We start from the raw sequence: 25,893 nt of genomic DNA, 5'->3' as shown, positions 1-25,893 counted from the left end.
AAGCGTTCCACGGCCGAGCGCGCCTCGGCCGTCAGTTTCACTGCGTATTTCTGGGTTCGCATGATCGTCTCCTGGCTTCCAGACAATCATCAGACCCAAGACATGACCAAACATTGCACTGCTACCGTGGCGAAGCACTAGGGCGACGGACGAAAAATTGATCAGCCCGGTAGAAAACGTAGCCTGCTGCGCGTGGAGTGATGTAACCCACGGTTTCGCGACCAGCAGGCTCCAGGCGAAATTGGGTACGTAAAAGGCCAAAAGCCCCGCGAAAGCCCATTGGAAAGTTGAAAGACCACAATCTTCTGCACTGCGATAAAACCAGTACGCAATCAATACTGCGACGATGCCGCCTATCATATTTCCTCTCCTCCGAGTGATATTGTTTTAATTTGAATTTGTCGGTTGTTCCGGCATCGCAAAGCTCTTTCGGCCGTGCTTTGCTCTCGAATATGCAAGGCTTTTCGGAATACCGGCGACGTACGATACAAGAGATCCGGATTCCTTTCACCGTCAGGTGTTGAGCGCTTTCTTTTCCATCAAATAGCAAAAGCAGTCCTGACGGATAATCTGTTTGTCCAGGGTCAACATGGAAGGCATAACCGCCTTTTTCAACACCAGCCGGTCTTCGCGAATTTCGAAGTAATCGGAGGCCACATCCCGCCCCGCTTCGTCGCAAGCAATGAATGGCAGAATGGATGAGCCGTTCTTGAGAGTTCCCAAAACCGTGCCCGCGCTCAGTTCCGTGAAATTGAGATGATCCAAGTCTTCGTTCAGTTGGAGATCCGGGGTCGCGGATTGAAAACCGAAGGATACGTCCTCGCGCACTGTGACTTGTACGACCGTGTGATAAAAATCCAGATCTTGCGATGCAACCGGATGATCCGGTATATCGGTGAGGTGCAGACAGGCGTCCAAGTATTCGAAAGCATGTTCGCTCCCATATTTTTGTCCGGGTTTACCGCACTCCAGCGTGACGGCAGGACATAGTCGGGCGAAAGCCGAGGTTTGAGTGCCTTTGGGATAGGTGAAATAAATCACCATCCGGCCGAACATGGATGCCAGCCGGAAAAACCGGTGGTCCAGCCGATTGACGCAGGCGTAATGAGGATTCACCCCGGTATTGTTGTGCACATCGATGCTGGCGAAAACGTGGCGCCGCGCCATTTCCTCCACCACAGCCTGCATCATCGCCGTCTCTCGACAAGCGGCATGAGAAGTTCCGGGCCAGACGCGATTGTAATCCACCTGCCCCTCCAGCCTCCGCACGCCTCCCCGCGCCGCACTGACATTGCCGATAAAAACCGATAACGAGCGCGGCAAAGGCTGGTCCGTATATTTTCTGAGCAGAGTCTGGAGAGCATGTAGACCGGTAGGCTCATTGCCGTGAAGCAGCACGGATACGAACAACGGTCTTTCGTGACGTCCCTGAAGATGAATGAGTGTCGGTCCCGGCAATATCGAATGGAGACGTTCGGCGTCGATCTCGATCAAGCCTTTTGGGGCATAGTCCAGTTGAGTCAAAGATGAAGCGTGCATCAGAGCGGCCATTGATGAACCGGCTCTCCGCTCTTCTGACGTTTCAGGTACTCGCGAGTCATAATTGAAAACTCCCCGGGATATTTCGCTATGAAACGGCGCTGCCATTCGCTGCCGGTCTGGCCGGACAACGCCCGCTGCTGGACGATGCCTAAATAATACGCGATATCCGCCTCCGCCAGCCCCAATCGCTTTAAACCGAATTCCGCTTTTGGAAGCAGTTCATGCAGCAGCCATGATCGAAGCGGTAGCTTCTCGCCATTTTGCCAAACCATGTGCGCATCCAAGCCGTATCGCGCCGCCTGATGAAAATTATCCTTGGCCTGAGCAAATGGGATCGGCGGCCCGCTCTGCTCGTTGGCCAGGCATTCGATCAAACCATAAAAAAAAGCGGCGTTGGCAACCATGTCCACAATGCTCGGTCCCGCCGGAATGACGCGATGCTCGACTCGGATATGGGGGCGACCGTCGGGATCGAAACCGATCAGCGGTCGATTCCAGCGCCAGATGGTGCCGTTGTGCAATCGCAAATGGGCGAACTGCTCGGGCGGCGTCTCCGACAGTATCGGCAGCAAAACCGGATAATGCTGTAAATTCTCCTCGAAAACCTCGCTAATAGCGCTACGGGCATAATCGCTACCGAAACCGACCCGATGCAAGGGGCCATGGCTAGCATCCCGGTAACCGCCGGAATCAACGGCTTGCTCGAACAGCGGAATCCGCGTTTCCGACCACAGATCCTTGCCAAACAAAAAAGGCGAATTGGCGGAAACAGCCACCAGCGGCGCAGAGATTAGAATCGCGGTATTGAAATAATCCCGAACCCTTTCGAGCGGAACTTGGAGATGAATCTGAAAAGATGTCGCCGCCGCTTCCAACATCACATCCTGGTGTTCAAGCGTGAGATGCTGATGGCCGGAAATGTCCAGTTTCAAAGGCTGCTGGCGACGTGCCGACAGAATCTGCTCGTTTAGCGCCCGAAATCGGTTCAACTCGGAAATATTGCTCAGATTGAGCGCCGCCGCGGGTACGGTAGGCAGTATTCCGATCGCCAAAAGATTGACGCCTAGCGATTCCGCCGCCATGTAGGCCCTGCGCCACAGATCGGCCAAATCGGAATGAACCCGCGAAAGCACCTCTCCTCGCACGAATTGCGGTGTGCTATTGAACTCCACATTGAATTTAGCGAGTTCCGGACAGGCGAGCTCGCCATTGAAAGCCTCGAGAAACGCGGCATTGACCGGAGCGGGATTCATGTCCGGGTCCACCAGCCATGCTTCCAGCTCGAAACCGGTGATCGGCCCCTGCGACGAACAACGTCCCTCACGAACGTAGCGGCTGAGCAACGCCGTTTCTTCTCCCAGGCGCTGGCGAAAATTATCGAAGTCGGTATCGGAGAACTGGGCTTTCGCTATCTCTTGTCCCATTTTTCCTCCCCAAAACTGTGCCGGTTTTGGTTGAGTACCATGATGCCACGGATTCGGAGCGGGCCAAACACGCAATCGATCTTAGGCAACCAACCTATTAATAGACGGATCAAATGACTCGAGGAGATTGATCCAGGCCGGCGAAAACGCTTAAAATCAGCATGACACCGATAAGCGGGTGTAGTTCAATGGTAGAACGGCGGCTTCCCAAGCCTCAGGCGTGGGTTCGATTCCCATCACCCGCTCCATATTCGCCCACCTTCCTTTTCTCAAGCATTTACTCTTCAGTCGCTTCGCCACAAGCCGACATACTCAGCCTATCCTTTTGGGATTGCCATAGAGAGAGGCCAATATAAGCGACGATCCCTACATTGACGACGAAAGTCAGAATCTTGATCCACGAGACTCCGGCCAGTAGCTCGTAAAGCTCTATGGGCACATAGATGGCGCCGCTCGCCACTGCAAACCACTCTGCCCATCGCCGTCTTCGCCATAATCCATAAGCCTCGATAAACCGCAGGCTGCTGTAAATAAATGCGAAACCCGCAAAAAACCAAAGCCTTTTATCCGAAAGCCGCTCCATTAGATTGACGAAAATCCGCGGATATCGGCTGGCCGGGTTGAGATGAAAATGGCGGACAATCTCCTCGGCCACCTGCTGCGCATCATGATGGATAAGGGAGAGAAGCCCGAATCCCGCTAGCAAGATCAGCACACCCTTGCTTAACTCGACCATCGCGATGACGCGCAAACCACCCGATGAGCGTGAAGAAGTGGCAATGCTATTTTTCTTAGCTGAAAATAGTTGTTCCATGATGACGACCCTCCTAAAATCCTTGACCGCTAACTTCCGGAGCAAATTGACTGACGGCGGCGGCGGTTGGATCATAAATTCGCAGCCCAATGTCACAAACTGCTGCACACTCGGCTGTTGGCAATATCCTTTTGAATAGACCCATTGTGTTTCTTATTGTTTTTATGAAAGACCCGATCGACAACAATCAAATCAGCATGAACGCCTTTAAACGGTTGTTATTTATGGCGCTATTTTTTGCGCTTTTCGGCATCGTACGTTTTATCCTATGGGCCGTGGTGCTGTTCCAGTTCATCGCCCATCTGTTTACCGGCCGGGCAACCCGGCGTGGTGTGAAATGGGGTGAGGCACTCTCATCTTGGATCTATAGCATGATGCTTTTCATGTCCTACAGCACTGACCGCATGCCCTTCCCGTTTGCCGCATTTGGCGCAAGAGACGATTGATGGCCGAGGAAACCCCCGTCCCGCTTTCTATCCGCCACGTCTTCCGACAATTCCTGAAGACAAAAAAAACCCACCATGTGGTGGGTCAAGAGGAGGAAGAACTCTTACATATTGACAGCCAGGTGACCCATTAGTTCATATCTGCACGAAATTTTGTTGCCCGTTGTCTACAATCTGTTGCAGTTATCGCTCCATATCTTCGATCTTATAGGCCGTTGGCAGGCGGGTTGCTCCATGCCAAATCCCCCGTGGCTAATACTACAGCCGCGTTTGCGCGAGTTGCTGCTGCCCCCGCTTGCTACGCGGTTGCTGCGGCGTTTTGGGCTTCGGCCGTTTCGGCACAACCTCGACAGCGGACAGGATGGCGGCGGCGAGCCGCAGAAAACGGTGCATCGGCGATTCATCCTCGAAGTACCTGCACGGGCTCGAATCGAGAATGGCTTAATTCTGCTGTCGAGTATCCATTTGCTCTAACCGCGTTTGCAAAAACCGCTTTCCTTGACCTTCGCCATCCTGAATGAGACGGTCGATATGTTCGGGGCTGCGATCGAGTTTGCTTTCATAATTCAGGCTTTTCGCCAATTCGACCGACATCTCTATTCGTGGAATATGGTAGGGCGCGTCCGGATCATCGGGAAACGACCGGGGGATCTTTATCGGTTCCTTGATATCGTAATTGGCCAAAAACTCGTCCTTAAACGCACCCGAGATGATGAAATCATTGATCCGCTCGATTTGGCGCAGGCTGTGAAATAAGGATATGTTGCCCGTTAATTCGTTATGGCGATCAAGAATGTCGTCTGGCGCGACCGGAATTTCGTCGGCTGTCGTTGGATTGATTTTTATCGCCCAAATTTCATTGGGAACATTTCGAGATCCGACAAATCGAGGGTCGATCAAGGTAGAAATCGGCGGATTATCGGAAAACAGCCCATCCCAATAGGCCATCTCGCCAATCGATACCGCCGGAAAGATGTTTGGAACGCAAGCCGAGGCAAGGAGATGTTCGATTTTGATTGGCTCAAGGTATGAACTGAACTTGTGCAATCGGCCGGTAAGCACGTTGCAAGCGCCGATGATCAGAATCGGCGGCTCCGGTTGCTGGCCCATAGCGGCCAGTTCCTGAGCATCGATATGGGTTTCCAGCAGTGTCTGAAGATCCGTGAATTCGTCCCGGATACCGAAAGTGGCAACCGAAAAAGAACTCTTTGCCATCGGAGAAGAGGGACTTAAGTTGTACTGGGGTATCAGTCCCTTTCCAGCTAAATAAAGCGAGTGGATAACGGCATTATTGAAAAGACGTTCCTGATACGTTCTGGCGGTATTATCGTTCCAGAAATCCAAAACCCGCTTACAAAAGGGGTTTTCCTCGCGTTTTATGGCGTACCAAAACATAAAACCGCAGATGGCGCCGCCCGAGGTTCCGCTGATGCTGACGATGTTGAAATGATCCTGAACGTTGTTTTCCGCAAGGGCTTTGAATACACCGGCCGTAAAGGCGGTCTGGCTTCCGCCTCCCTGGCAGGCGATGGCGATTTTAGGTTTCATCGGGAAAAGTCCTCCGAAAACGCTTTAAGAAGATGGCGAACAAGGTTGTGCCTTCGTCCTGGTTTCCCCATTTGCCGAGAACCGGTCAAGTCGCTTCCCCCTTCTACCTAACCGGATATGTCGCTAACTGGGCCACCCCCACCAAGGCCATCACCCCAGCGATAATCAGCAACGCGACGCGGACACGGAACTTACTGAAATGGGCGGCGATGCCGGTGAAGAACAGAGTGGCGGAAAAGATGACCGTGCTGAGCACATAGTCATCGCCTTGTTGGTTGGCGGCTTGGGCATGATCGGAAGCCGTCCCCGCTTCCTGTTCCAATTGCGCGGCCCGGTCAGAAAGTTCCAGGCGGTACTCCGGCAGGACGAAGGGAGAGCTGGGTGCGGCAGCATTTTCCAGTGGCTGGCTGGCCACCCAGGCTTCGAAAGCCGGCCTGAATTCGGGTCGAAATCGCTGTTCGAAGAATCTCGCCCGTTCTGCGTCGCCGTCCTTATAGGCATTGAGCCACTCGATGAAAAGCTCCAGGTCGATGGATCGGTAAAGATAGGCGAACGTTGCGACTCGGGACGATTGGACCCACAGTGTGGAGGAAGTGTTGTAGTTGGCCGACTGGACGCCGCTCCAGCGTTTGGACTGGTAACCGGCCCACGACGAAGCCAAAGCCGCAACCGACAGCAGGATGGCGCTGGCGATGTCCAACCAATATTTGAATGGCAGAGAAGTTTGACGTTGCGCCGTGCCCTCTGCGGGGAACGCGACTCTGTCGGATTCGGTGCTGTCGTCCTGCGCCATCGTTTCTCCCTGTCGTTGGTCTTGGAGATCCTTTTTCTCTATCCAAGTCCGGTGTTGCCGACGCTTACCCCTGATCGGCAGTTCGGCCGTGACGTAGCATTTGGCAAGCGAGCGTCCTGAATTTCGACTACAAGTGACTCGGAAAATTCCGGATCAACACCCGACGTCCCGGCACGATGGCGTTTTGCCGTGTCGGCGGTTCACGGGGTAATCCGGGCTTCGCTCCAATGACGGCCGGGAAGACGCTATCCTTCGCATGGCCGGTAAGCAGGCGGCAGGTGAGACAAAGGACATTTTCTTACGCGCCAGTCATCCCGCGCGAAACCAACCGGTAAACCGGTAACTAACCGAATAAAGAACGCGGACGGCACAATTCCCGCTCGCTATCGCGCCCAATACCTAAACAGCTTTCCGATTCAGCAGGTAATACACCACCGGCACCACATATAGGGAAAACGCGGTAGAGGCGAAGATGCCGAAGATGAAGCTCCAGGCGAGGCCGGAGAAGATGGGGTCGAGGGTGATGACGAAAGAGCCGAACAGCGCGGCAGCGGCGGTGAGAAAGATGGGGCGGAGACGGGTGGCGCCGGCTTCGATGAGGGCATCAATGAGGGTTTCGCCCTGGCCCCGCAACCGCTCGATGAAGTCGATGAGGATGATGGAGTTGCGCACTACGATGCCGGCCAGGGCGATCATGCCGATCATGGCGGTGGCGGTGAACAGGATGGGATTGCCGAACCCGGCCACCGGCTCGGTGAACAACAAGTTGAGCAGCGCAAAGCCGGGCATGATGCCGATGACGGTCAGGGGAATGGCTACCATGATGATGAGCGGCATCCCTAAGGACCCCGTCTGCGCCACCAGCAGCACATAGATCATGAGCAGGGCCGCGCCGAAAGCGAGCCCCAGATCGCGGAATACATCCACCGTAATCTTCCACTCCCCTTCCCCGGCCAGATCGACCGTATAGCCCTCGGGCAACGGCTTTTCCTCTTCGATGTCCCACCAGTCGAACACGGCTTCCACTGGACTCCTGCCCGCCATTTCCGCGGTAACGTAACTCAGGCGCCTGAGATCTTTATGATAAATCGTCAGATCGGCCGGCTCCTCGATCGCCTGGCCGATCTCGCCCAGCGGCACCAGCGAGCCGTCCAGACCTTTTACCCGAAGCGTATTCAGATCGGCTACGGAGGAACGCTCCGCGCGTGGCAGCCGCATGACGATTTCCAACGGCTGGCGCTCGGACGAAACATGCACGACGCCGGCGGAAACCCCATTCAACGCTGCGCGGAGGGTTTCCGCGACCTCCGCCACGGTAACGCCGTGCAGCGCAGCCTGCTGCCGGTCCAGCCGATAGCGAACCACGGTCTGAGGCTCATCGACGGTGTCGTCCACGCCCACGACACCCTCTATCCCGACTATATCCTGCTTTACCCCTTCGGCGACCCGAGCCAGGTCGGAATAATCCGCGCCCAAAGGCCCGTACACTTCGGCCACGAAAGTGGACAGCACCGGGGGACCGGGCGGGGTTTCGACGATCTTGGCATTGGCGCCGTAAGCCTGGGCGATCCGCTCGATATCGGGACGGATACGCAGGGCAATCTCGTGGGATTGCTGTTCGCGCCGCTCCTTGGGCAACAGATTGATGCGAATCTCGGCCTGATGGGGTTCCCGCCGCAGATAGTAATGCCGCACCAGACCGTTGAAGTCCATGGGCGAAGCGAGTCCCACGTAAGTCTCGAAATCGGTCACCTCGTTGACGGTGGCGAGATAATCCCCGAGCGCCCGTGCCGCCGCGTCGGATTCTTCCAAGGTGGTGCCGCGCGGCATGTCGACGACGATTTGCAGTTCGTTTTTGTTGTCGAAGGGCAATAATTTCAGCGGCACGATGCGGAAGACCGCCAGCAAGGCCGAGACCACGAAGGCCGCCAGCACCAGCCATAGAAAAATCTTGGCCCGGCCGGAGGTCGTCAAGAGTCCGCCTAGGGTGCGGTGATAAAACCGGTATACCGTACTCTGCTTGAGATCGAACGCTTCTTCGCCCTTGCCGTATTCGCTCTTGAGGAGGTAGTAGCTCGCCCAGGGCGTTACGGTGAACGCCACCAGGAGCGACATCAGCATCGCGATCGGCACGTTGAAAGCCATCGGCCCCATGTACGGCCCCATCATGCCGGTGATGAAAAACATCGGCAGAAAGGAAATGATGACGGTGAAGGTCGCGAAGATGGTGGGTGGACGGACCTCGTCGACTGCGGTGAGAGTGGCCTCCAGGGGCGGTTCCCGGCGCAGCTTGAAATGGCGGAAGATGTTTTCCACGTCGACGATGGGATCGTCGACCAGGAGTCCCAACGACAGAATCAGCGCGAATAGGGTCACGCGGTTGATGGTGTAGCCGAAGATGAGATCGCACAAGAGGGTCACGCCCAGCGTCATCGGGACCGCCAGGGCGACGATGAAAGACTCCTTCGGCCCCAATGCGAAGGCCAGAAGGACGATGATCGTGGCGATGGCGATGAACAGGTGCCTGACCAGTTCGTTGACCTTGTGATTGGCGGTCTCGCCGTAATTGCGGGTGATGTTGACGGTGACGTCCTCCGGAATGACGGTGCCGTACAGCCCTTTCGCCGCCTCGATGACCTCTTCGGCCACCGCTACGGCATTGGCGCCTTTCCGCTTGGCGACAGCCAGAGTGACCGATTGGCGCTCTTCGCCGGGCTTGGCGGCTGCCGTTTCATCCAGCTGCGGACTCTCGGCGGCCGCCGGCCCGTAGCCGATCCGCGTATAGCTCTCCGGTTCCTCCGGACCGTCTGTGACCGTCGCCACGTCTCGGAGATAAACCAGTTTACCGGTTTGCCCAGCCACCGGCGTGCCGGCCACCTCGTCTCCGCTCGTGAAAAACGGTCCGGCTTCGAGCCGGACGGCGCGGTTGGCCTGTTCGAAAGTCCCCGCCTGCAGATTGATGTTGGCGGCCTGCAACGCCCGCATCACGTCCAGAACGGTTACGCCGTGCGCCGCCAAACGCGCCGGATCGGGGTAAACCAAGACCCGTCGGCGCTCTCCGCCAACCACGGTGATCTTGCCGGCATCCTCCACCACGGCCAGCTTATCCTTCATCTCGTCGGCCAAACGGCGCAACGCGGCCGTATCGTAGACCGGATCGCTCGATGACAAGGCCAAGGTGACGATCGGGACGTCATCGATTTCTACCGGCTTCACGGCCCACGAGCTCACGAGGGACGGGATCCGGTCCTGGTTGGACATCAGCTTGTTCCAAACCTTCACCAGGCTGTCCTCGCGGTCTTCGCCGACGTAAAAGCGCACAGTCACCAAGGCCTCGCCTTCCCGCGACGCCGAATAAACGTATTCCACGCCATCCACTTCCCGCAGCAAGGTCTCCAGCGGCGTCGAGACCAGTTTTTCGACTTCCTCGGCACCGGCGCCCGGCACGCTGATCAAGACGTCCGCCACCGGCACCACGATCTGCGGTTCTTCTTCGCGCGGCGTCAGCACCAGCGCGGCGAACCCGGCCAGAAAGGACGCGATCAGAAGGAGCAGCGACAGCTTGGAGGTGATGAACAGCTCGACGATGCGGGCGGTCAAACCTCGCTCGACAGGGGTTTCCAAGCTCATCGGCCGTTCTCCGAAAGCAGCACGGTATCGCCTTCCTTGAGACCCGAGAGGATTTCGATCTGCCCGTCATGGCGCTTGCCAGTGCGGACATGGCGCAGCCGAGCGTGATTCTCCACCAACAGCCGCACACTCTCGAGTTGCCCAACACGGTTCACCGCGGAAACCGGCACCAGCAGCACATCGTCTTGACCGCAGGATTGATAGAGCCAACCGAATGCGCCGGGCTGCACACCCGAATCTTCCGGCAAACGGGCTTTCACCAGCACTGTCCGGGTCTTGGGATCGGCGGCAGGCTGGATTTCATCCACCACAGCCTTGAATTCGCTTTCCGGATTGGCGATGCGGACCTTGAGTTCGTCGCCGATCTTGACGAGACCGGCGCATTGGGCCGGAACGGCACTCTCGATCCGAAGCCGCTGCGATTCCTGAAGAACCAGTATCGCCGTGCCGGGCAATGCCATGTCGCCAGGCTCCAGACGGCGTTCGACGATTACACCGTCAAAGGGTGCGCGCAGTACGGTTTCCGCCTGCGACGACTCCGCCTCGCGAATCGCATCCCTGGCTTCCCGAACTCGCGCTTCGGCGGTTTGCGCGGTCGCCAGAACGGCATCCAAATCCTGCCGGGTCGCGGCCTCTTTGTCGTAGAGATTTTGTAACCGGCGGGCATCGGCACGGGCCTGGCCGGCTTGTGCCTCGGCCGCTGCCAAGGCGGCGCGAGCCTGACCGAGACGGGCTTGGGTCTCCCGCGCGTCGAGCCGCGCCAGCACCTGGCCCTGCTTGACGCGCTCGCCCGCACGGACGGGGATCTCCAGAATCCTGCCGGGAATCTTGGGAGCGATCTGCGCGACCGTCCGCGCTGCAACGGTACCGGGCCAGGCAAAGGCTTTTTCGATGTCCTTTCGAACCACCTTGGCCGTGGGAGCATTTTTGTCGACCTCACCATCCGCGACGGCCTCGCTCACCCCCGGTTCCACCTTGTCCTCAAAGCTCCCCTGCATCCACATGAGAAGCACGATTAAAGCGGCCACAGCGACCAGGGCGTATATAAGCTTGGTCCGGGAGTACGTGGAATGAGTCATGACTATGCCTTTGGATTTCCTGCCGGTTCGCGATCGCGCAAAAACTCCCGGCCTATGAAATAAAGCCGGCCTGAATGGAAGTTAAGGAACGGACTGTCCGGGCGTCTTAGAGGGTGTGTGAAAAGCTGCTGCGCGTCCCGATAGCGGCGTCGCGAAGGTGTAGGACTCCTCATGTACTCCATGTACACTCCGGGTCCTGCGCTCCGGGCGCCTTGCTCTCGGGCCGCTCGCGACACTTTTCACACACCCTCTTAGCGCCAATGCCCCACCGCCTTCTGCAACTGCGCCTGCGCCACTTGCGCCTCGTAACGGGCGACGATGGCGCGCAAGGCGGCGTCGGCGCGGTCGGTCTCCGCTTCGAGATACCGCGTCACGTTGGCGGTGCCGCCTCGATATTGTTCGTTGACCAAACGTAAGGCCTCATTGGCGGCGGCGGCCCCGGCCTCGGTCACTTTGAGGCGTTGCCGAGCTTCTTCCAGGGTCGTGTAGGCGCGTCGAACGTCGTCCTCGATCTCCAGCTTGGTACGCTGCTCCAGTGCCTGCGCTTCGGAGAGCCGGCGTTCCGCTTGCGCGATACGGGCCGTGACCGCGCCGCCCGAGAACAGATCCATCTCGGCATTGACGCCCAGGGTGACATTGTCCCGGCTGAATGCGAAATCCGGAGACCGGCTGTTCTGGCCATAGGCGGCATAGGCATTCACCCGCGGCCAGCGCGCGCCCCGCTCCGCCTGCAGTTCCTCGCGCCGTATTTGCGACTGATGTATCGCGGCTTGCATTTCGGGACGCTGAGCCAAGGCTCGATCGAGGAATCGGGCGTAGTCCTGACCTGGGGGCGTAGAAGACATGTCCGCAGGTTCGCCGAGCTCGATCGTTTCGCCCGCCGTAATACCGAGCAGCGTCTTTAGCGCCGAACGGGATAACTCGATGGCATTTTGCGCCTTCAATTCGGCCTCGCGGGCCTCTGCCGCGCGCACGTCCAGCGACAGCACATCGGCCTTGAGCGCCATACCTTCCGCCACTCGATGCTTGGTATGCTCCAGTTCGCGCTCGACGGCTTCGATCGAATGGCGCGCCACATCCACTTGCTGCGGTGCGGACAGCAACGCGTAATACGCCGCGGTCACCGCAGCCGCCAAACGGTTGCGTATCGCCGCACGCTCCAATTCGGCCGCTTCGACACCCAATTCGGCGGCTTTCTTCCGGTAACTGTCCTGACCGCCTCGGTACAGCGACCAAGTGCCGACGATTTCAGGGCGGAAGTTCTCCATCCAGCCGGGATGATTGATATCCAACCCGAAATTGAAGCGGCGTTGCGCCACGATGTAGGAGAAGGCTTGGGAAGGATCGTCGGAATAGGCGTAACCGACCCGTGCCGTAAGCTTGGGGTAAAAGCTCGCCGCGGCCTCGGCAACCTTGGCTTCAGCTTCGCCGATCCGGGCTGCGGCCGCGAGAAGATCGGGGTTCTGCTCGAATGCGAGGTCAATCGCCTCCTGCAACTTGAGCGGATGGCGAGTGGTTGAGTTGTTCGGAATGTCGGCGGCTGACCCGATGCCGGCCATCAGCCAAATTGCCGCACCCACGGTTAAAAGCCCCGAGTTGGAATACTTTAAACTCACGTCCTGCCTTTATTCCTTATCCCCTTGCGCCTCAAAGTTCAAAAACTACTAGAAGCCTCGAAACTCGAACGTGTACACGGCCCCATCAACGCACACCGCGATTTGGCTACCGTTCGATCACAGACACACCCCAAACCGAATATAAGGATTCGTTAATATTTAATCAAGCCCGGATATTTCTTGAAAGGATTGCACCCCCTCGGGATGTTCGATAGCTTTGTAGCCATTCGCACTATAGTGCATCGTCTTTCTCGAACGAATGGAGAGTCGGTCGCCCCTTTTGCCAACTGAATTTACAACATGCACGACAGGAACGCATTTTAATGCCCCAGGAAAGAAGCTTCATTCCGCTCAATATTGCCGTATTGACGGTATCCGACACGCGCACGGAAGATAACGATGTCTCCGGGAAGAGTTTGATCGATCGGCTGAGCGCGGCCGGACATTGTCTGGCGGATAAACGCATCGTGCCCGACGACATTTACCGAATACGCGCCGTGGTATCGGAGTGGATCGCTTCCGAAACCATTCAGGTCGTCATCACCACCGGCGGCACCGGCGTTACCGGACGAGACGGCACTCCGGAAGCGGTTTCAGTCCTGTTCGACAAGACGTTGGACGGGTTCGGCGAGGTCTTTCGCGCCATCTCCTACCAGGAAATCAAAACGTCCACGATTCAATCCCGCGCCATTGCCGGGGTAGCCAACGGTACCTACATCTTTTGTCTGCCCGGTTCTTCCGGCGCATGCCGAACCGCTTGGGACCAGCTCATTCGAGAGCAGCTCGATTACCGCACCCGTCCGTGCAATCTGGTGGAATTGATGCCCCGCTTGCTGGAAAAATAAGTAAGTCGAATTTGAGGCCATCGATGGCATGCCCTATGAACTGTGTCGGACTCGAACCCGGAGCTTCCATATGATCCAGCTTACGCTTGCCGCCTTGTTTTTCATCGGCATCCATTTTTTGATCGCCGGCACCCGGTGGCGGGATCGGCTCGTCGCGAGATATGGCGAGCGCGTCTACCGTATCGGTTTTTCCAGTCTTTCGGTGCTCGGCCTGTTCTGGCTGATTTACGCCTATCGCCATGCGCCTTACATCGAAACCTGGGGACAGCTCGCTTGGTTCAAGCCCGTAGCGGCGCTCCTGATGCTGGTCGCTTTCATCTTGGCTGTTACCGGTGTTACGACGCTTAATCCGACGGCGGTAAACGGTGAATCGCGGCTGTATGAAGCAGAGCCGGCACGAGGCATTCTGCGGGTTACCCGCCATCCGTTTCTTTGGGGAGTCGGCCTGTGGGCCATCGTGCACCTGATCGCCAACGGCGACGCCGCGGCGCTCGTACTGTTCGGGTCCTTGCTGCTCCTAACGATAGGGGGGACCCGCTCGATAGACGCCAAACGTCAGCGGCGCTTTGGGGAACAATGGGCGAAATTCACGGCCGTAACATCCAACATCCCTTTCAACGCCATCCGAGAGGGACGCAATCAACTCAAATTGGCTGAAATCGGCTGGTGGCGCATTGCGCTGGCCTTGCTGCTTTATCTTGGAATGATGCATTTCCACACCCAACTGTTCGGGGTCTCGCCGCTCTTCTGAGACAACCGACCTTTGCGGCTTGTGGTGTCGGAATCAAGCCCCGAAAATCGGAATCAAAATTGGAAATTGAGGAGATATGGCAATGAACGACGACACTTTCAACATGGACATTCGCAAGTTCTTGAAAAAAGTCGGCGTGACTTCGCAACGGGAGATCGAGCTGGCTGTGCACGACGCCCTACAGGCCGGCAAGCTAATCGGAAACGAGAAGTTCGCCGTGAAGATGACCTTGGAAGTTCCGGCCCTGAACATCCGTCACGTCATAGACGACGAGATCGCCCTGGAGTAGTCCATTTAGCGGCGCTTGCGCATTGCCGCTCGATGGTAGGTTCAGCCGCCGGTAACGCTCATATGGCGGAAGATAACCGGTTGGACCTTGATGTCGAAATAATGCCGCTCAGGCTTGATCGCCATCGAATCGACGATCGCATTTTTCAGCTTGTCCATATCACCCGGATTAGCCCGCAAGATCCGTTTAAGGTCTACCGAGTGTTCGTTGCCCAGACAGAGCAGCAACCGGCCTTCCGCCGTTACTCTCACGCGATTGCAGGTTCCGCAGAAGTTATGGCTGTGCGGGGATATGAATCCCACCCGGGTGTCGGTGCCGGACACGCGAAAATAACGGGAGGGTCCGCCCGTGGTTTCCGGCGTGGGCAGCAGGGCAAACCGTTGGTCGAGATCCCGTTTGATGTCGTCGCTGGAATAGTACTCCTCGGCACGGTCGTGCCCGTCGACCACGCCCAACGGCATTTCTTCTATGAAGCTGATGTCGATATTCTTGGCGATCGCATAAGCGACCAGCTCGCTCACCTCGTCGTGGTTTCGATTCTTAAGTACGACGGCATTGATTTTGAGCCGTTCGAAACCCGCCTCTAGCGCAGCGTCGATGCCGCGGAGCACCTGATCAAGGTCTCCTACCCGGGTCATTTTCCGAAACCGGTCGGCATCCAGCGAATCGAGACTGACATTGATGCGCTTTATTCCGGCGGACTTCAGCGCGGAGGCGGTTTTTTCCAGTTGCGAACCGTTGGTCGTCAACACCAGTTCGCTTAAGCCCCGCAGTCTGCCGATTTCCCGCAACAGATCGACCGCGCCCTTGCGCACCAGGGGCTCGCCGCCCGTAATCCGGATCTTTTCGACACCGAGTTCCACGAACGCCGCCGCGACGGCCAGGATTTCTTCAAGCGTCAAAATCTGCGCGCGCGGCAAAAAGACCATGTCTTCGCCCATGCAATAAATGCAGCGAAAGTCGCAACGGTCAGTGATGGAGATGCGTACGTAACTGATACGCCGCCCGAAGCGATCGATCAATTGCGCGGGTAAAGCCGCCATACGGTTATCGTTCTAGCTCGGTGAGATCGAAGACTTGAATGAGATTTTCCCACGAACCCGGCCAAATAGCCAAGCAAATCACTCGGGATTTATGATGTGCGCTACGGCGCACGTTTGCACTCAAGACGACGCCAGCGCCCTTTGGACACCCGTCGCCCAGCGGATCGATTCGACGTAAGCACGAGCCGGTACGCCCTGCGCGAATTGGCAACCCTGAATCTCACCGGGTTCCGCACGCTCGAATGCGATTACGGCGCGGAGCACCTCTCCAACCGGGCCGCTGCCGTGAAGCAGCGCCTCGCTGATGGCGTCCGCAAGGTTCAACCGTTGCAGAATCTGCTCCCTGGGAACGTCCATGACCGCATCCACCAGGGAAAACAACCCGGCCATGTAATAAAGCTCGGTATTGGGGCGTTGCAATTGCTCGGCCAACAGCTCGCAGGTTCGCGCCCGCACCATCGCCGTGGTCAGCAACTCACGCGGACGGTAATCGACGGAATTGACCAGAATCACCGACGCCCAATTCTTGATCCGCTGCAGCCCGAAGAAAATCACGGCCCGGCGGATCGAATCGACTCGTTTCGATACGCCGAAAAATGCGGAATTGATCAAGCGGAGGAGCTTGTAGCTCAAGGTCATATCGCGCGTGATAATCGCCTCGGCTTCGACGACATCGACCTTGGGATTTTGAAGCCGCGCCAGCAGTTCCAGAACAGCCAAGCGGTTTCCCGGTATCTCGCAGCTGTGCAAATGCCTCGGCCGCTCGAAGAACATCCCTTCGTAATAATCGAATCCCAGCTTGCTGAAGCGATCGTATTCGTCCGGAGTTTCCACGTCCCGCACCAAAAGATGCATATTTTGGTCGTAGTGCCCCCCCATCCCGTCCGTTTTAAAGCCATTTAGTTTTTGGGCGTCCAGAGAACAGATCGATACGTAGTCAGCCTCACGCCTGAGCTCGACCAGATCGCAGGACGGGTTATGAAGCGCGATGGTAAAGCCCTCTCTGGCCAGCCGGGATGCGGTTTCCTCCGCCGCACCGTCATTCAAAGCCTCTTCGGATATCGCCAGAACCACCTGGGATTTCGGCCAGGCCAAGGTCTCGCATACGCCCAAAGCCCCGGATGTCACCCGGATCATCGCCCGACTGTCCCCAATCAGATCTCTTAAATCTAGATCCTGGCCGGCCTGTCGCACCGCTTCCGTCCACTGCGCCTCGCTGTCTTTGGTACCCAGGCGCAGGGCTTCGCCGCTGCAAAAGCTGAGCTCGTAACCGTACACATCGAGAGTGCGCGTGTATATTGGCGTACGACCGACCAATCCATCGAACATAGTTATTCCCCCCGCCGTATTTCGTCCGAAAATGAAACCAAGCAAGAGGCTAGCACAAGAACATTTTATGCGCTCGATGTATTGCCGTTGTTTGGATGAGGTGAGTCGGACCGCTAAAAGGTAGCCGAAATCGCTTTAGAAGCTGTCCATTCGGCTTACTCCGGAATCTAACGTAAACTTAACTTTTACACCGGATAAGGCAATCGGACATGAACGACCGAATTGCTCCACTGGCTAGGGCCGGCTCTAGCTGCGCCGTATTTACTCTTGTTCGTCCGGCTGCACGGGACTGGGTAATTTTCTGAGCATTGTCCGAGATAAAACCCGACTCAAAATTGTCTTTAATTATAGTGGCAACCACTTGCCAAACGTCCCACAGCTTGCCCCAATGGATAGAACGTCATATGGCAGGCATATAGTATGTATTCAAAAACCGAACGAACGGGACGGGCATCCGAGACAATCTAATGAATAAGCTCTTACAACTATTTGAAGAAGCATCGGCTTTTAGCGAAGACAACGTCGCTTTTCTCGAAGATCTCTACGAGAAATTCTTGCGCAACCCCGAATCCGTCGATGAAAGCTGGAGGGAGAAATTCCGGTCGATCCAGCAGGAATTGGCACGGGATGAAGCCGCGGCCGGAATAGAGCATCCTGGTACCGGACCCTCGTTCGGGGAATCCGAAGCGGAAGAAATGTTGCGCAAACAGTCCGCGGTCGACCAACTGATTTATCAATACCGCACCCGCGGCCACCAGGCCGCCGACAACAACCCGTTGAAACTCTCCCGTCCACCGGAGCTGCGCGATTTGGATCCCGGGTATTATGGACTCGGCGGAGACGAGTTGGACCGCCCTTTTTATATCGATATCCTGCGAAGTTCCGAGCGACTGGCTTTGCGCGAGATTCTCTCGATACTGCGGCAAACCTATTGTGGCGACATCGGCGCCGAATACATGCACATCGTCGACAGCGACATCAAGCAATGGATTCAGCACCGGTTGGAAAGCACCCGCGCGCAGGGGAACTTCAATGCGGAAGAAAAAAAATGGCTGCTGAAGCTTCTCACCGCCGCCGAAGGCATCGAAAAATACCTGCATCGGAAATATGTGGGGCAGAAGCGCTTTTCGCTTGAAGGCGCCGAAAGCCTGATTCCGCTTCTGGACGATTTGATCCAGCGGGCAGGCGAAATGGGAACCAAGGAAATCGTGATGGGCATGGCTCACCGCGGACGGCTAAACGTGCTGATCAATATCCTGGGCAAGAAGCCCAGTTCGTTGTTTCAGGAATTCGAGGGCATTTATTCCAACGCGCCGCCATACGCCAGTGCAGGCGACGTGAAATATCACATGGGCTTCTCGTCGGATCTCGAGACGGAAGGCGGCACGGTGCATCTTGCCTTGGCCTTCAACCCCTCGCATCTGGAAATCATCGACGCCGTCGTGGAAGGTTCGGTGCGCGCGCGCCAGGACCGGCGTGAGGAAGAAGACAGCGAGACGGCCGTGCTCCCGGTCTTGATCCACGGCGACGCCGCGTTTGCAGGGCAAGGGGTGGTCATGGAAACGCTCAACATGGCCGAAACCCGCGCTTACACGACAGGCGGGACAATACATATCGTCATTAACAATCAGATCGGCTTCACGACCAGCAATCCGTTTGACGCCCGATCCACGCTGTACTGCACCGATGTCGCGAACATGGTCCAGGCACCGGTGTTCCACGTGAACGGCGACGACCCGGAAGCGGTGCTCTACATCACACGGTTCGCCCTTGATTACCGGATGAAATTCAAGCGAGACGTGGTCATCGATCTCATCTGTTATCGGCGCCACGGCCATAACGAGGCGGACGAACCGGCCGTGACCCAGCCTTCGATGTACCGCTTTATTCGCAACCATCCGTCGGTACGGAAGCTTTACGCCGACCGATTGGTCGCAGAAGGGGTGGTGGCCGCGGACACCGTCCAGCACATGGACGAGGAATACCAGAATGGCTTGAAAAACGACGAAACGTTTTTCCGGCCGATCGTTCACGATGTCACGAACTACGCCAAGACCCGCTGGGATCATTACTTAGGTACGGAGTGGACCCTGCCCTGCGAAACGGGTTTGCCGCAGGAAACCATTCACGATCTTTCCGAGCGACTGGTCACCATTCCGTCGGGATTTGCTCTTCATCCGCGCGCGGCGGCGATCATAGACAATCGGCGCAAAATGGCGGCGGGCGAAATCCCTCTCGACTGGGGATACGCGGAAACCTTGGCCTACGCCTCTCTATTGACCGAAGGTTACGGCGTACGTTTGACCGGACAAGACGTGGCACGCGGCACTTTCTTCCACCGCCACGCAATCTTGTACGATCAAAATTCCGGCGATGCCTACGTCCCTCTTCAGAACCTCAACGGCAAACAGGCACGCTTTCATATCTACGACTCCCTGTTGTCCGAAGAAGGCGTGCTCGGATTCGAGTACGGCTACAGCAGCTCCGAACCCGACACTTTAGTGATTTGGGAAGCCCAGTTCGGCGACTTCGCCAACAATGCCCAGGTCGTCATCGATCAATTCATCACCTCCGGCGAAACCAAATGGGGACGGCTCAGCGGCCTGACCATGCTGCTGCCCCATGGCTATGAAGGCCAAGGCCCTGAACATTCGTCGGCCCGGATCGAACGTTATCTGCAACTCTGCGCCGAGCAGAATATTCAGGTATGCGTTCCGACGACCCCGGCTCAAGTGTTTCATCTTTTGCGCCGGCAGATGCTGCGGCCTTACCGGAAACCGCTCATCGTGATGACGCCAAAAAGTCTGCTGCGGCACAAACTGGCCGCTTCGCGGCTGGATGAACTGTCGGACGGCAGCTTCCGCAACATCATTGGCGAAATCGACGCCCACGATCCCGCCAAAATCACCCGCGTGGTCCTGTGCACCGGCAAAGTGTTCTACGATCTTCTGGAGACGCGGCGCAAGGAAAACCTTAAAAACGTCGCCATCATTCGCATCGAACAGCTCTATCCCTTCCCTTACGATACGTTCATGCAGGAGCTAGCGGCCTATCCTCAGATGAAAGAATTGATCTGGTGCCAGGAGGAACCGGAAAATCAAGGGGCGTGGCACCAAATCAAGCACCGCTTCCTGAGCCTTCTGGAAAAGGACATCGCCCTCAGCTATGCTGGGCGTCCGATGTCCGCCGCGCCCGCCGTGGGTCAATTCCACCGGCATTTGGAGCAGCAGAAGAAAATTGTCGAAGATGCATTGTTTGGAACCGTACCCCGTCAAGAGCCACTAGGAATAGTTCATGCGCATCGAAGTCACCGTGCCTAATCTGCCCGAGTCGGTCAGCGACGCGACCTTGCTCGACTGGCACAAACAGCCGGGCGACCCGGTACAGAAAAACGAGACGCTGGTGGACCTGGAAACCGAAAAGGTGGTCCTCGAGGTACCCGTTCCGGATAACGGCGTTCTACAAGAGGTTCGACATGGAAAAGGCGACGTGGTTGGGAGCGGGGATCTTCTGGCGGTGATCGAAACGGAGGTCCGCCCCGCGATTGCCGAAGCCGCAGTCCCCACGGATATTGCAGCGAAACAGGAAACCGCGCCGCCTCCCGAGAGAACCTCTAGGAGCATAGGCTTCGATCAACCCATAGGCCCTTCGGTGCGCCGGCTGATCATGGAGCACAACCTCGATCCGGCACAGATCAAAGGCACCGGGCGCGAGGGTCGACTGACCAAGCAGGACGTCCTGGATTATTTAGAATCTCGGAAAAGCGAAACCATCGAAAAGATAGCCCCTCCCCGGAAACCGGAACCGATGCCAAAGCAGAAGCCTGCGGTTGAGACTCCGGAGGGCCGCGGCGAACGGCGCGTGCCCATGACCCGGCTTCGAGCCCGCATCGCCGAGCGCATGATCGAGGCGCAGCACACGACCGCTACGTTAACCACCTTCAATGAAGTCAATCTGCAGAAGATCTTCGATCTGCGGAATCAACACCGCGCGCGCTTCGAGCAGGAATACAAGATCAAGCTGGGTTTCATGTCCTTCTTCGTTAAGGCGGCGGTGGAAGCCCTCAGGCGCTTCCCGATCGTCAACGCCTCAATCGAAGGGAACGAGATCGTCTACCACGATTATTACGACATCGGCATCGCCGTCTCCACCGATCGCGGACTGGTGGTACCGATCCTGCGTGACGCCGACCGTGTCGAGTTTGCCGAAATCGAAAAGGCGATCATCGACTTCTCACAGAAAGCACGGGACAGCAAACTCAGCTTCGAAGATCTGACCGGCGGCACGTTTACCATCACCAACGGCGGCATCTTCGGCTCCATGCTCTCGACCCCTATCCTCAACCCTCCGCAGAGCGCCATTCTAGGCATGCATGCCATTAAAGAGCGGCCGGTGGTCGAGGACGGACAAATCGTGATTCGGCCGATGATCTATCTGGCCCTCTCCTACGATCATCGCATCATCGACGGCCGCGAAGCCGTGTCTTTTCTGTTCACCCTAAAGGAACTGCTGGAAGATCCGGTCAGATTGCTTCTGAAGATCTGAAGCGGAGGCATTATATTAGCGGCGCCGGCAGACCGCTGGCTGCTTTCATACCGGGTAATAGGCTTCTGCGTACATTTGGCGGCGAACTCAAGACACTTTACCCTTTCAACGCACGGGCCGGGTGGGCTTTATCGCACGGAATAGGTGACCGGATCGGTTGCACCTCGTCTTCCCCAGCTGCCGGGTCGGATTTTCGCCCGGACAATTGGTCGAATAAAGGCAAGCGGATCGAAAATTCGCTGCCATGATCTTTGCCGGGGCTAGCGACCGAAATTTTGCCGCCATGCATTTCAACCAGGCTTTTTGCGAGAGCCAAGCCGACGCCCAGTCCGCTATGGCCACTGTGCAGCGGTCGTTCGAATTGAACGAATGGTTCAAAGATATGCTCAAGTGCATTCGGCTCGATTCCGATTCCGTTGTCCCGAACCGTTATTGAGATTTCCTTCCCAACCCGATTCATCTCCAATTCTATCCGGCCCTTTATTGGCGTAAATTTCGACGCATTCATCAATAAATTCCCGACTATTTGCGAAAGCCGTGCCGGGTCCCCCCAAATATAGAGCTGTTGATCGACTCCCCTGAGCACCAACTCCTGCTGGTTTTTTTCAATAACCGGCTGGCAGCCTTCGATAGCTTGGGAAATTGCCGAAGCCATATCGGCTACCTCGAAGCTCAGCTTTAACTTACCCCTCGCAGCCCGTGATACGTCCACAAGATCGTTGATCAGCCGGGTTAGATATTTCACCTGACGCTCAATGCTGCTACTGGCTGATTCGAGCAATTCCGGCCGTTCCGAGCCGCGCCGTTTCAATAATTGCGCCGAAGTCAAAATCGGCGCGAGCGGATTCCGGAGTTCGTGAGCCAGTAGGGCGATAAACTCGTCCTTTTTTCGATCTGCTTCCCGCAGCGCTTCTTCGGCTTCCTTGAGACGACTGATATCTAGGTTGATGCCCGCCCAGCAAATTACCGCACCTCGTGAATCCTTGACCGGCAGCCCGCGCGCCAATATTGGATGCCAGCATCCATCCGTACCCCGGCAGCGGTATTCGCTGTCCCATGGCTGAAGAGTCCGTACCGCCTGTTTCCAGCTTCCCCAAACGCGGTGCGCGTCATCGGGATGAACGGCCGCCATCCATCCGAAACCCGAACACTGATCCACTGAGAGCCCGGTCAAGGTCAGAAAGGATTCGCTGGCATAAGTAAGGCTGCCTTCGGGCGTGCTAACCCACATGCCATATTTCATGGACTCGCCGATCGTTCTGTAGAGCCGCTCGGTATGACGTAAACTCTCCTCTCCATGCTTCCGCTCGGTAATGTCGGAAAGGATGCCGATCAGTCGTCGGCAACGCCCTTGATTATCCAATATCGGTTGCCCCTGTACTTCCAGCCAATTTAAACGCCCGTCTGGCAACACGATGCGGAATTCTTGGCTATAGCTCTGAATGGGCTGATCCTTAGCCTCTGGAAAGGAAGGCAAATCCCGGTCTGCGATCCCCTGCACCCATGTCTGGAACTGGTCTTCGAAATCGATAGCCGAACGAATATGCATTGGATCGAGCCAAGCTACGCCACCGGTTGACGAATCTCGCTCCCAAGCCGCCATTCGACCGGCTTCAAGAGCCAATAGCAGGCGCGCTTCGCTGACCCGCAATGCTTTCTCGCCGCATTTGATCTGATGGATATCCATAGCAATACCCACCCATTGGCTGATCTTGCCCAGTTCATCGTGGAGCGGCAAAGCACGGATGAGATGCCAACGATACTCTCCGGTCTGTTTGCAGCGAAATCTGAGCTCTGTCTCATAAGGACATTTTTTCCTCAGAATCTCCGGCTGCTCGGCAAATACCCGCTCCCGATCTTCGGGGTGCAGTACTGAAGCCCATCCCTGCCCCTGTGTGTCCTTCAATGTTAAGCCGCTGTAATCGAGCCAATGTTGACTTGCATAGGTCAAAGTTCCATCCGGCGCAGCCGTCCAGATAACGAGAGGAGATACTTCCGCCAAAAGCCGATATTTTTCTTCGCTCTCCCGTAGCACGACCTCGAACCGCTTCTGTTCGGTGATCTCCTGTACGGCGACGTTTACGCCCGACACAAACCCGTCGCTTTGTTTTACCGGGAAAAAGCTCGCCAGCAAAACCCGCTCCGCGCGCGAATCATCCGGCATCACCCCTGAAATTTCCTTTTCCAGAATCGGCTCGCCCGATGCGATCACCCGTCGCAATTGCGGAATGATCGCCAGTCCAATCTCCGGAATCGCCTCCTGCACCGTCCGTCCGACGTGCGCTTCCACAGGAATCCCATGAATTTCGGCAAGCCGCTGGTTGATGCGGACAAAGCGAAGATCCCGGTCGAGAAAACAGAGTCCCACGGGCGCCGCGGCATAGATACCTTCGATTTCTGCGAGTTGCGATTGGAGGGCACGTTGGCTTCGTGCCACCGATTCTTCCAACTCCCGCCGATCGACGATCTCTTGTTCCAGCATTTGCTGACGCCGTACGGACTCGTGGGCTCTTAGCTTGGAAAGTCGGTGCCAGTGGCCGATCCCGGTCAGCAGCAGCCCCTCGATTATGAAGAATACGAAACGAGCCTGCTCGTTCACATAAGGAAACAGCCGCCGGATATGAAAAGCGGACTCCCCGAACAGAAAATGATCCGCCGCCAGCCCCAGGATGATCGCAAATATGCCGGCACCAAAACCGCCCAAGAAGGCGCCAATAGAAACCGGGATTAGCAGTAAAAGGCTGATCGGAATTTGCCGGCTCACTGCATGAGCTGCAGCAATTACCCCCAAAACAATCAAGAGTGAGGCAAGAACGGCGACATACGGCTTAAGAACTACGAACGGACTCTTCGGCTTCAACGTCTCGCTGGATTTATTGAAGCTGGACACCATTGACCTCCATTCCGATTACGCCGGGCCGTATGATAAGAGCTCCTACGTATTTCCGTTTGTATCAGCTACGGATTAAATAGAACCATTCGAGTGTAGTGCTCAAGCCGCCATTTTCAGCGACTTGAGCGATGTCGTGCGAGGTAGAACAACCCGTTCGGTTATCCTGAGCTTGTAAAACATTCGGGTTTATAAAAAGAGACCTGAATGTTTTTTAATGTCTTTGTAGGGTACGACGTCAAACAGCGATTCGAATGTACGTAGCCTTACGTATCTTTTGCACGACACTCTTCTGGCTCATCTTCAAAAAAGTTCTACCTAATTAGCGGCGAGGATCGATCAGTACTCGATCGGAATGGCTTCTTGGGTGGGATACCTGAGAGCAAGATTTCGCAGGTAAGCAATAAGCCTCGACTTTCGGACGCTGACTTTAGTCTGCTCCATTGTCCGAGCAACCGAAGGTCCAATGGGCTTCAGCTGGCCCCTGAGGTGTCACTTTCATCAAAACAACGCCTAACCGGACAAGATAAAATCCTGTCCCGTCGCTTAACGAATCCCCATCTGAATAGCGAGCGCCACGAGATCGGCGAGCGATTGGACACCCAGCTTCTCCATAATGCGGGCCCGGTGAATTTCGGCGGTGCGATGACTGATGCCCAATGCCTTTCCGACCTGTTTCGCCGAATAACCACGCGCCAGGAATACTAAGATTTCCTTTTCACGAGGCGTGAGATTTGCGTAAAGAGCGTCAAGCTCAATCTGACGCGACTTTTCTTCATAGCGCTGATAACCGAGAACAAGGGCATTCCTTATCGCCGGTATCAGTACGTCGGCATCCACAGGTTTTTCAAGAAAATCCACGGCTCCGCCCTTAAAGGCGGCCGTTGACTTGGGCACATCGCCGTACCCCGTGAGGAAGATGATTGGAAGGTTAAATCCCCTCTCCGTCAGGATCTGTTGCAAATCCAAACCGGAGATTTGAGGAAGATTGATATCCAGAATGATGCATCCTTGTTGCTCGGGCTTCAGCGAAGCCAGGAAGTCGGGCGCGGACAAATAAGTCTCAACAACGAAGCCCTCAGCCCTAAGTAGTGCCGCCAAGGCATCACACACATCGGGATCATCGTCGACAATAAAAACTGTTAGTCCATTAACAGCCATATTAAACGCCTTTTCAATTAGTATGGTTTCGAAGGTGAGCGATCGGTATTTTCCATGAAGGTCGCGCATTTGTATATACGAACATGCAACCAAACCAGCCGCAACTTTTACCGGTAAATTCATTATCGTATCCCCCCAACACAGCCCT

General features: G+C 56.3%; 20 protein-coding genes, 1 tRNA gene and 1 pseudogene. 9 read left to right on the top strand and 13 right to left on the bottom strand.

Translation table 11 applies throughout. From position 1 onward, the window contains the following. From VEB01_RS16620 to VEB01_RS16610, 3 genes and pseudogenes are all read right to left on the bottom strand, one after another. Positions 1-360 (bottom strand): annotated as a pseudogene (locus VEB01_RS16620) (hypothetical protein); the annotation flags it as partial. A gap of 153 nt (positions 361-513) precedes the next feature. Continuing rightward, positions 514-1,551: a M14 family metallopeptidase gene (locus tag VEB01_RS16615; RefSeq protein ID WP_324877355.1), complete on the bottom strand. Its 1,038-nt coding sequence runs from the start codon at positions 1,549-1,551 to the stop codon at positions 514-516. Further along, positions 1,539-2,966: a glutamate-cysteine ligase family protein gene (locus VEB01_RS16610; protein WP_324877354.1), complete on the bottom strand. Its 1,428-nt coding sequence runs from the start codon at positions 2,964-2,966 to the stop codon at positions 1,539-1,541. The genes VEB01_RS16615 and VEB01_RS16610 overlap by 13 nt, the downstream gene beginning before the upstream one ends. A 174-nt stretch (positions 2,967-3,140) precedes the next feature. On the opposite strand from VEB01_RS16610, the gene VEB01_RS16605 reads away from it, so the two are divergent. After that, positions 3,141-3,214: transfer RNA gene (locus VEB01_RS16605), tRNA-Gly, on the top strand. A 29-nt stretch (positions 3,215-3,243) separates the two neighbouring features. Here VEB01_RS16605 and VEB01_RS16600 read toward each other — a convergent pair. Beyond that, the gene (locus tag VEB01_RS16600; RefSeq protein WP_324877353.1) at positions 3,244-3,780 is read right to left on the bottom strand and encodes a DUF2127 domain-containing protein; all 537 of its coding nucleotides are present in this window, start codon (positions 3,778-3,780) and stop codon (positions 3,244-3,246) included. Between the two features lie 131 nt (positions 3,781-3,911). Between VEB01_RS16600 and VEB01_RS16595 the strand changes: the two genes are divergently transcribed. The 3 genes from VEB01_RS16595 to VEB01_RS16585 are packed head-to-tail and all read left to right on the top strand — an operon-like array spanning position 3,912 to position 4,700. After that, positions 3,912-4,226: a DUF4389 domain-containing protein gene (locus tag VEB01_RS16595; RefSeq protein WP_324877351.1), complete on the top strand. Its 315-nt coding sequence runs from the start codon at positions 3,912-3,914 to the stop codon at positions 4,224-4,226. Beyond that, the gene (locus VEB01_RS16590) at positions 4,226-4,360 is read left to right on the top strand and encodes a hypothetical protein (RefSeq protein ID WP_324877349.1); all 135 of its coding nucleotides are present in this window, start codon (positions 4,226-4,228) and stop codon (positions 4,358-4,360) included. The genes VEB01_RS16595 and VEB01_RS16590 overlap by 1 nt, the downstream gene beginning before the upstream one ends. A gap of 22 nt (positions 4,361-4,382) precedes the next feature. After that, positions 4,383-4,700 carry a hypothetical protein gene (locus tag VEB01_RS16585; protein WP_324877347.1) on the top strand — a complete coding sequence of 106 codons (318 nt, stop codon included), beginning with the start codon at positions 4,383-4,385 and terminating at the stop codon, positions 4,698-4,700. Here the strand turns inward: VEB01_RS16585 and VEB01_RS16580 are convergent. The 5 genes from VEB01_RS16580 to VEB01_RS16560 form a co-directional block, all read right to left on the bottom strand. Then, complete coding sequence (locus tag VEB01_RS16580; protein WP_324877345.1) at positions 4,668-5,774, bottom strand: patatin-like phospholipase family protein; 1,107 nt, start codon at positions 5,772-5,774, stop codon at positions 4,668-4,670. The genes VEB01_RS16585 and VEB01_RS16580 overlap by 33 nt on opposite strands. 103 nt (positions 5,775-5,877) lie before the next feature. Further along, positions 5,878-6,567: a hypothetical protein gene (locus tag VEB01_RS16575; protein WP_324877343.1), complete on the bottom strand. Its 690-nt coding sequence runs from the start codon at positions 6,565-6,567 to the stop codon at positions 5,878-5,880. Between the two features lie 399 nt (positions 6,568-6,966). After that, positions 6,967-10,197: an efflux RND transporter permease subunit gene (locus VEB01_RS16570; protein ID WP_324877342.1), complete on the bottom strand. Its 3,231-nt coding sequence runs from the start codon at positions 10,195-10,197 to the stop codon at positions 6,967-6,969. Beyond that, positions 10,194-11,276: an efflux RND transporter periplasmic adaptor subunit gene (locus tag VEB01_RS16565; protein WP_324877340.1), complete on the bottom strand. Its 1,083-nt coding sequence runs from the start codon at positions 11,274-11,276 to the stop codon at positions 10,194-10,196. The genes VEB01_RS16570 and VEB01_RS16565 overlap by 4 nt, the downstream gene beginning before the upstream one ends. Before the next feature lie 251 nt (positions 11,277-11,527). Further along, complete coding sequence (locus tag VEB01_RS16560) at positions 11,528-12,892, bottom strand: TolC family protein (RefSeq protein ID WP_324877338.1); 1,365 nt, start codon at positions 12,890-12,892, stop codon at positions 11,528-11,530. Between the two features lie 323 nt (positions 12,893-13,215). On the opposite strand from VEB01_RS16560, the gene moaB reads away from it, so the two are divergent. The 3 genes from moaB to VEB01_RS16545 all read left to right on the top strand — a co-directional run bounded on the left by moaB (position 13,216) and on the right by VEB01_RS16545 (position 14,777). Beyond that, complete coding sequence (gene moaB, locus VEB01_RS16555) at positions 13,216-13,737, top strand: molybdenum cofactor biosynthesis protein B (protein WP_324877336.1); 522 nt, start codon at positions 13,216-13,218, stop codon at positions 13,735-13,737. A gap of 70 nt (positions 13,738-13,807) precedes the next feature. Beyond that, on the top strand, positions 13,808-14,488 hold the full coding sequence (locus VEB01_RS16550) for an NnrU family protein (protein WP_324877335.1): 681 nt from the start codon (positions 13,808-13,810) through the stop codon (positions 14,486-14,488). 82 nt (positions 14,489-14,570) lie between these two features. After that, positions 14,571-14,777, top strand: a complete 207-nt coding sequence (locus VEB01_RS16545; RefSeq protein ID WP_324877333.1) for a DUF6494 family protein — start codon at positions 14,571-14,573, stop codon at positions 14,775-14,777. A 41-nt stretch (positions 14,778-14,818) separates the two neighbouring features. Here VEB01_RS16545 and moaA read toward each other — a convergent pair whose 3' ends face one another. Next, on the bottom strand, positions 14,819-15,820 hold the full coding sequence (gene moaA, locus VEB01_RS16540) for a GTP 3',8-cyclase MoaA (RefSeq protein WP_324877332.1): 1,002 nt from the start codon (positions 15,818-15,820) through the stop codon (positions 14,819-14,821). 120 nt (positions 15,821-15,940) lie between these two features. Beyond that, the gene (locus tag VEB01_RS16535; RefSeq protein ID WP_324877331.1) at positions 15,941-17,149 is read right to left on the bottom strand and encodes an EAL and HDOD domain-containing protein; all 1,209 of its coding nucleotides are present in this window, start codon (positions 17,147-17,149) and stop codon (positions 15,941-15,943) included. Positions 17,150-17,616: 467 nt separating this feature from the next. Here VEB01_RS16535 and VEB01_RS16530 point away from each other — a divergent pair, with 467 nt between their 5' ends. Continuing rightward, positions 17,617-20,469, top strand: coding sequence for a 2-oxoglutarate dehydrogenase E1 component (locus tag VEB01_RS16530; RefSeq protein ID WP_324877329.1), 2,853 nt, complete (start codon positions 17,617-17,619; stop codon positions 20,467-20,469). Beyond that, positions 20,444-21,694: a 2-oxoglutarate dehydrogenase complex dihydrolipoyllysine-residue succinyltransferase gene (gene odhB, locus VEB01_RS16525; RefSeq protein WP_324877327.1), complete on the top strand. Its 1,251-nt coding sequence runs from the start codon at positions 20,444-20,446 to the stop codon at positions 21,692-21,694. The genes VEB01_RS16530 and odhB overlap by 26 nt, the downstream gene beginning before the upstream one ends. Before the next feature lie 97 nt (positions 21,695-21,791). On the opposite strand, the gene VEB01_RS16520 is transcribed toward odhB, so the two are convergent. Continuing rightward, on the bottom strand, positions 21,792-24,458 hold the full coding sequence (locus VEB01_RS16520) for a PAS domain-containing sensor histidine kinase (RefSeq protein WP_324877325.1): 2,667 nt from the start codon (positions 24,456-24,458) through the stop codon (positions 21,792-21,794). Positions 24,459-25,130: 672 nt separating this feature from the next. Further along, the gene (locus VEB01_RS16515) at positions 25,131-25,868 is read right to left on the bottom strand and encodes a response regulator transcription factor (RefSeq protein WP_324877323.1); all 738 of its coding nucleotides are present in this window, start codon (positions 25,866-25,868) and stop codon (positions 25,131-25,133) included. Positions 25,869-25,893: the final 25 nt, after the last annotated feature.

The sequence above is a fragment of the Methylocaldum sp. genome (assembly GCF_035627495.1).
GTDB lineage: Bacteria > Pseudomonadota > Gammaproteobacteria > Methylococcales > Methylococcaceae > Methylocaldum.
The sequence above is the reverse complement of the archived record's forward strand: the minus strand, read 5'-3'. Positions and strand labels throughout refer to the sequence as shown.

Excerpts from the sequence above, each read along its gene's own strand:
- VEB01_RS16615 (WP_324877355.1), bottom strand. The coding sequence starts at position 1,551 with ATGGCCGCTCTGATGCACGCTTCATCTTTGACTCAACTGGACTATGCC.
- VEB01_RS16610 (WP_324877354.1), bottom strand. The coding sequence starts at position 2,966 with ATGGGACAAGAGATAGCGAAAGCCCAGTTCTCCGATACCGACTTCGAT.
- VEB01_RS16600 (WP_324877353.1), bottom strand. The coding sequence starts at position 3,780 with ATGGAACAACTATTTTCAGCTAAGAAAAATAGCATTGCCACTTCTTCA.
- VEB01_RS16590 (WP_324877349.1), top strand. The coding sequence starts at position 4,226 with ATGGCCGAGGAAACCCCCGTCCCGCTTTCTATCCGCCACGTCTTCCGA.
- VEB01_RS16580 (WP_324877345.1), bottom strand. The coding sequence starts at position 5,774 with ATGAAACCTAAAATCGCCATCGCCTGCCAGGGAGGCGGAAGCCAGACC.
- VEB01_RS16575 (WP_324877343.1), bottom strand. The coding sequence starts at position 6,567 with ATGGCGCAGGACGACAGCACCGAATCCGACAGAGTCGCGTTCCCCGCA.
- VEB01_RS16570 (WP_324877342.1), bottom strand. The coding sequence starts at position 10,197 with ATGAGCTTGGAAACCCCTGTCGAGCGAGGTTTGACCGCCCGCATCGTC.
- VEB01_RS16565 (WP_324877340.1), bottom strand. The coding sequence starts at position 11,276 with ATGACTCATTCCACGTACTCCCGGACCAAGCTTATATACGCCCTGGTC.
- moaB (WP_324877336.1), top strand. The coding sequence starts at position 13,216 with ATGCCCCAGGAAAGAAGCTTCATTCCGCTCAATATTGCCGTATTGACG.
- VEB01_RS16550 (WP_324877335.1), top strand. The coding sequence starts at position 13,808 with ATGATCCAGCTTACGCTTGCCGCCTTGTTTTTCATCGGCATCCATTTT.
- VEB01_RS16545 (WP_324877333.1), top strand. The coding sequence starts at position 14,571 with ATGAACGACGACACTTTCAACATGGACATTCGCAAGTTCTTGAAAAAA.
- moaA (WP_324877332.1), bottom strand. The coding sequence starts at position 15,820 with ATGGCGGCTTTACCCGCGCAATTGATCGATCGCTTCGGGCGGCGTATC.
- VEB01_RS16535 (WP_324877331.1), bottom strand. The coding sequence starts at position 17,149 with ATGTTCGATGGATTGGTCGGTCGTACGCCAATATACACGCGCACTCTC.
- VEB01_RS16530 (WP_324877329.1), top strand. The coding sequence starts at position 17,617 with ATGAATAAGCTCTTACAACTATTTGAAGAAGCATCGGCTTTTAGCGAA.
- odhB (WP_324877327.1), top strand. The coding sequence starts at position 20,444 with ATGCGCATCGAAGTCACCGTGCCTAATCTGCCCGAGTCGGTCAGCGAC.
- VEB01_RS16515 (WP_324877323.1), bottom strand. The coding sequence starts at position 25,868 with ATGAATTTACCGGTAAAAGTTGCGGCTGGTTTGGTTGCATGTTCGTAT.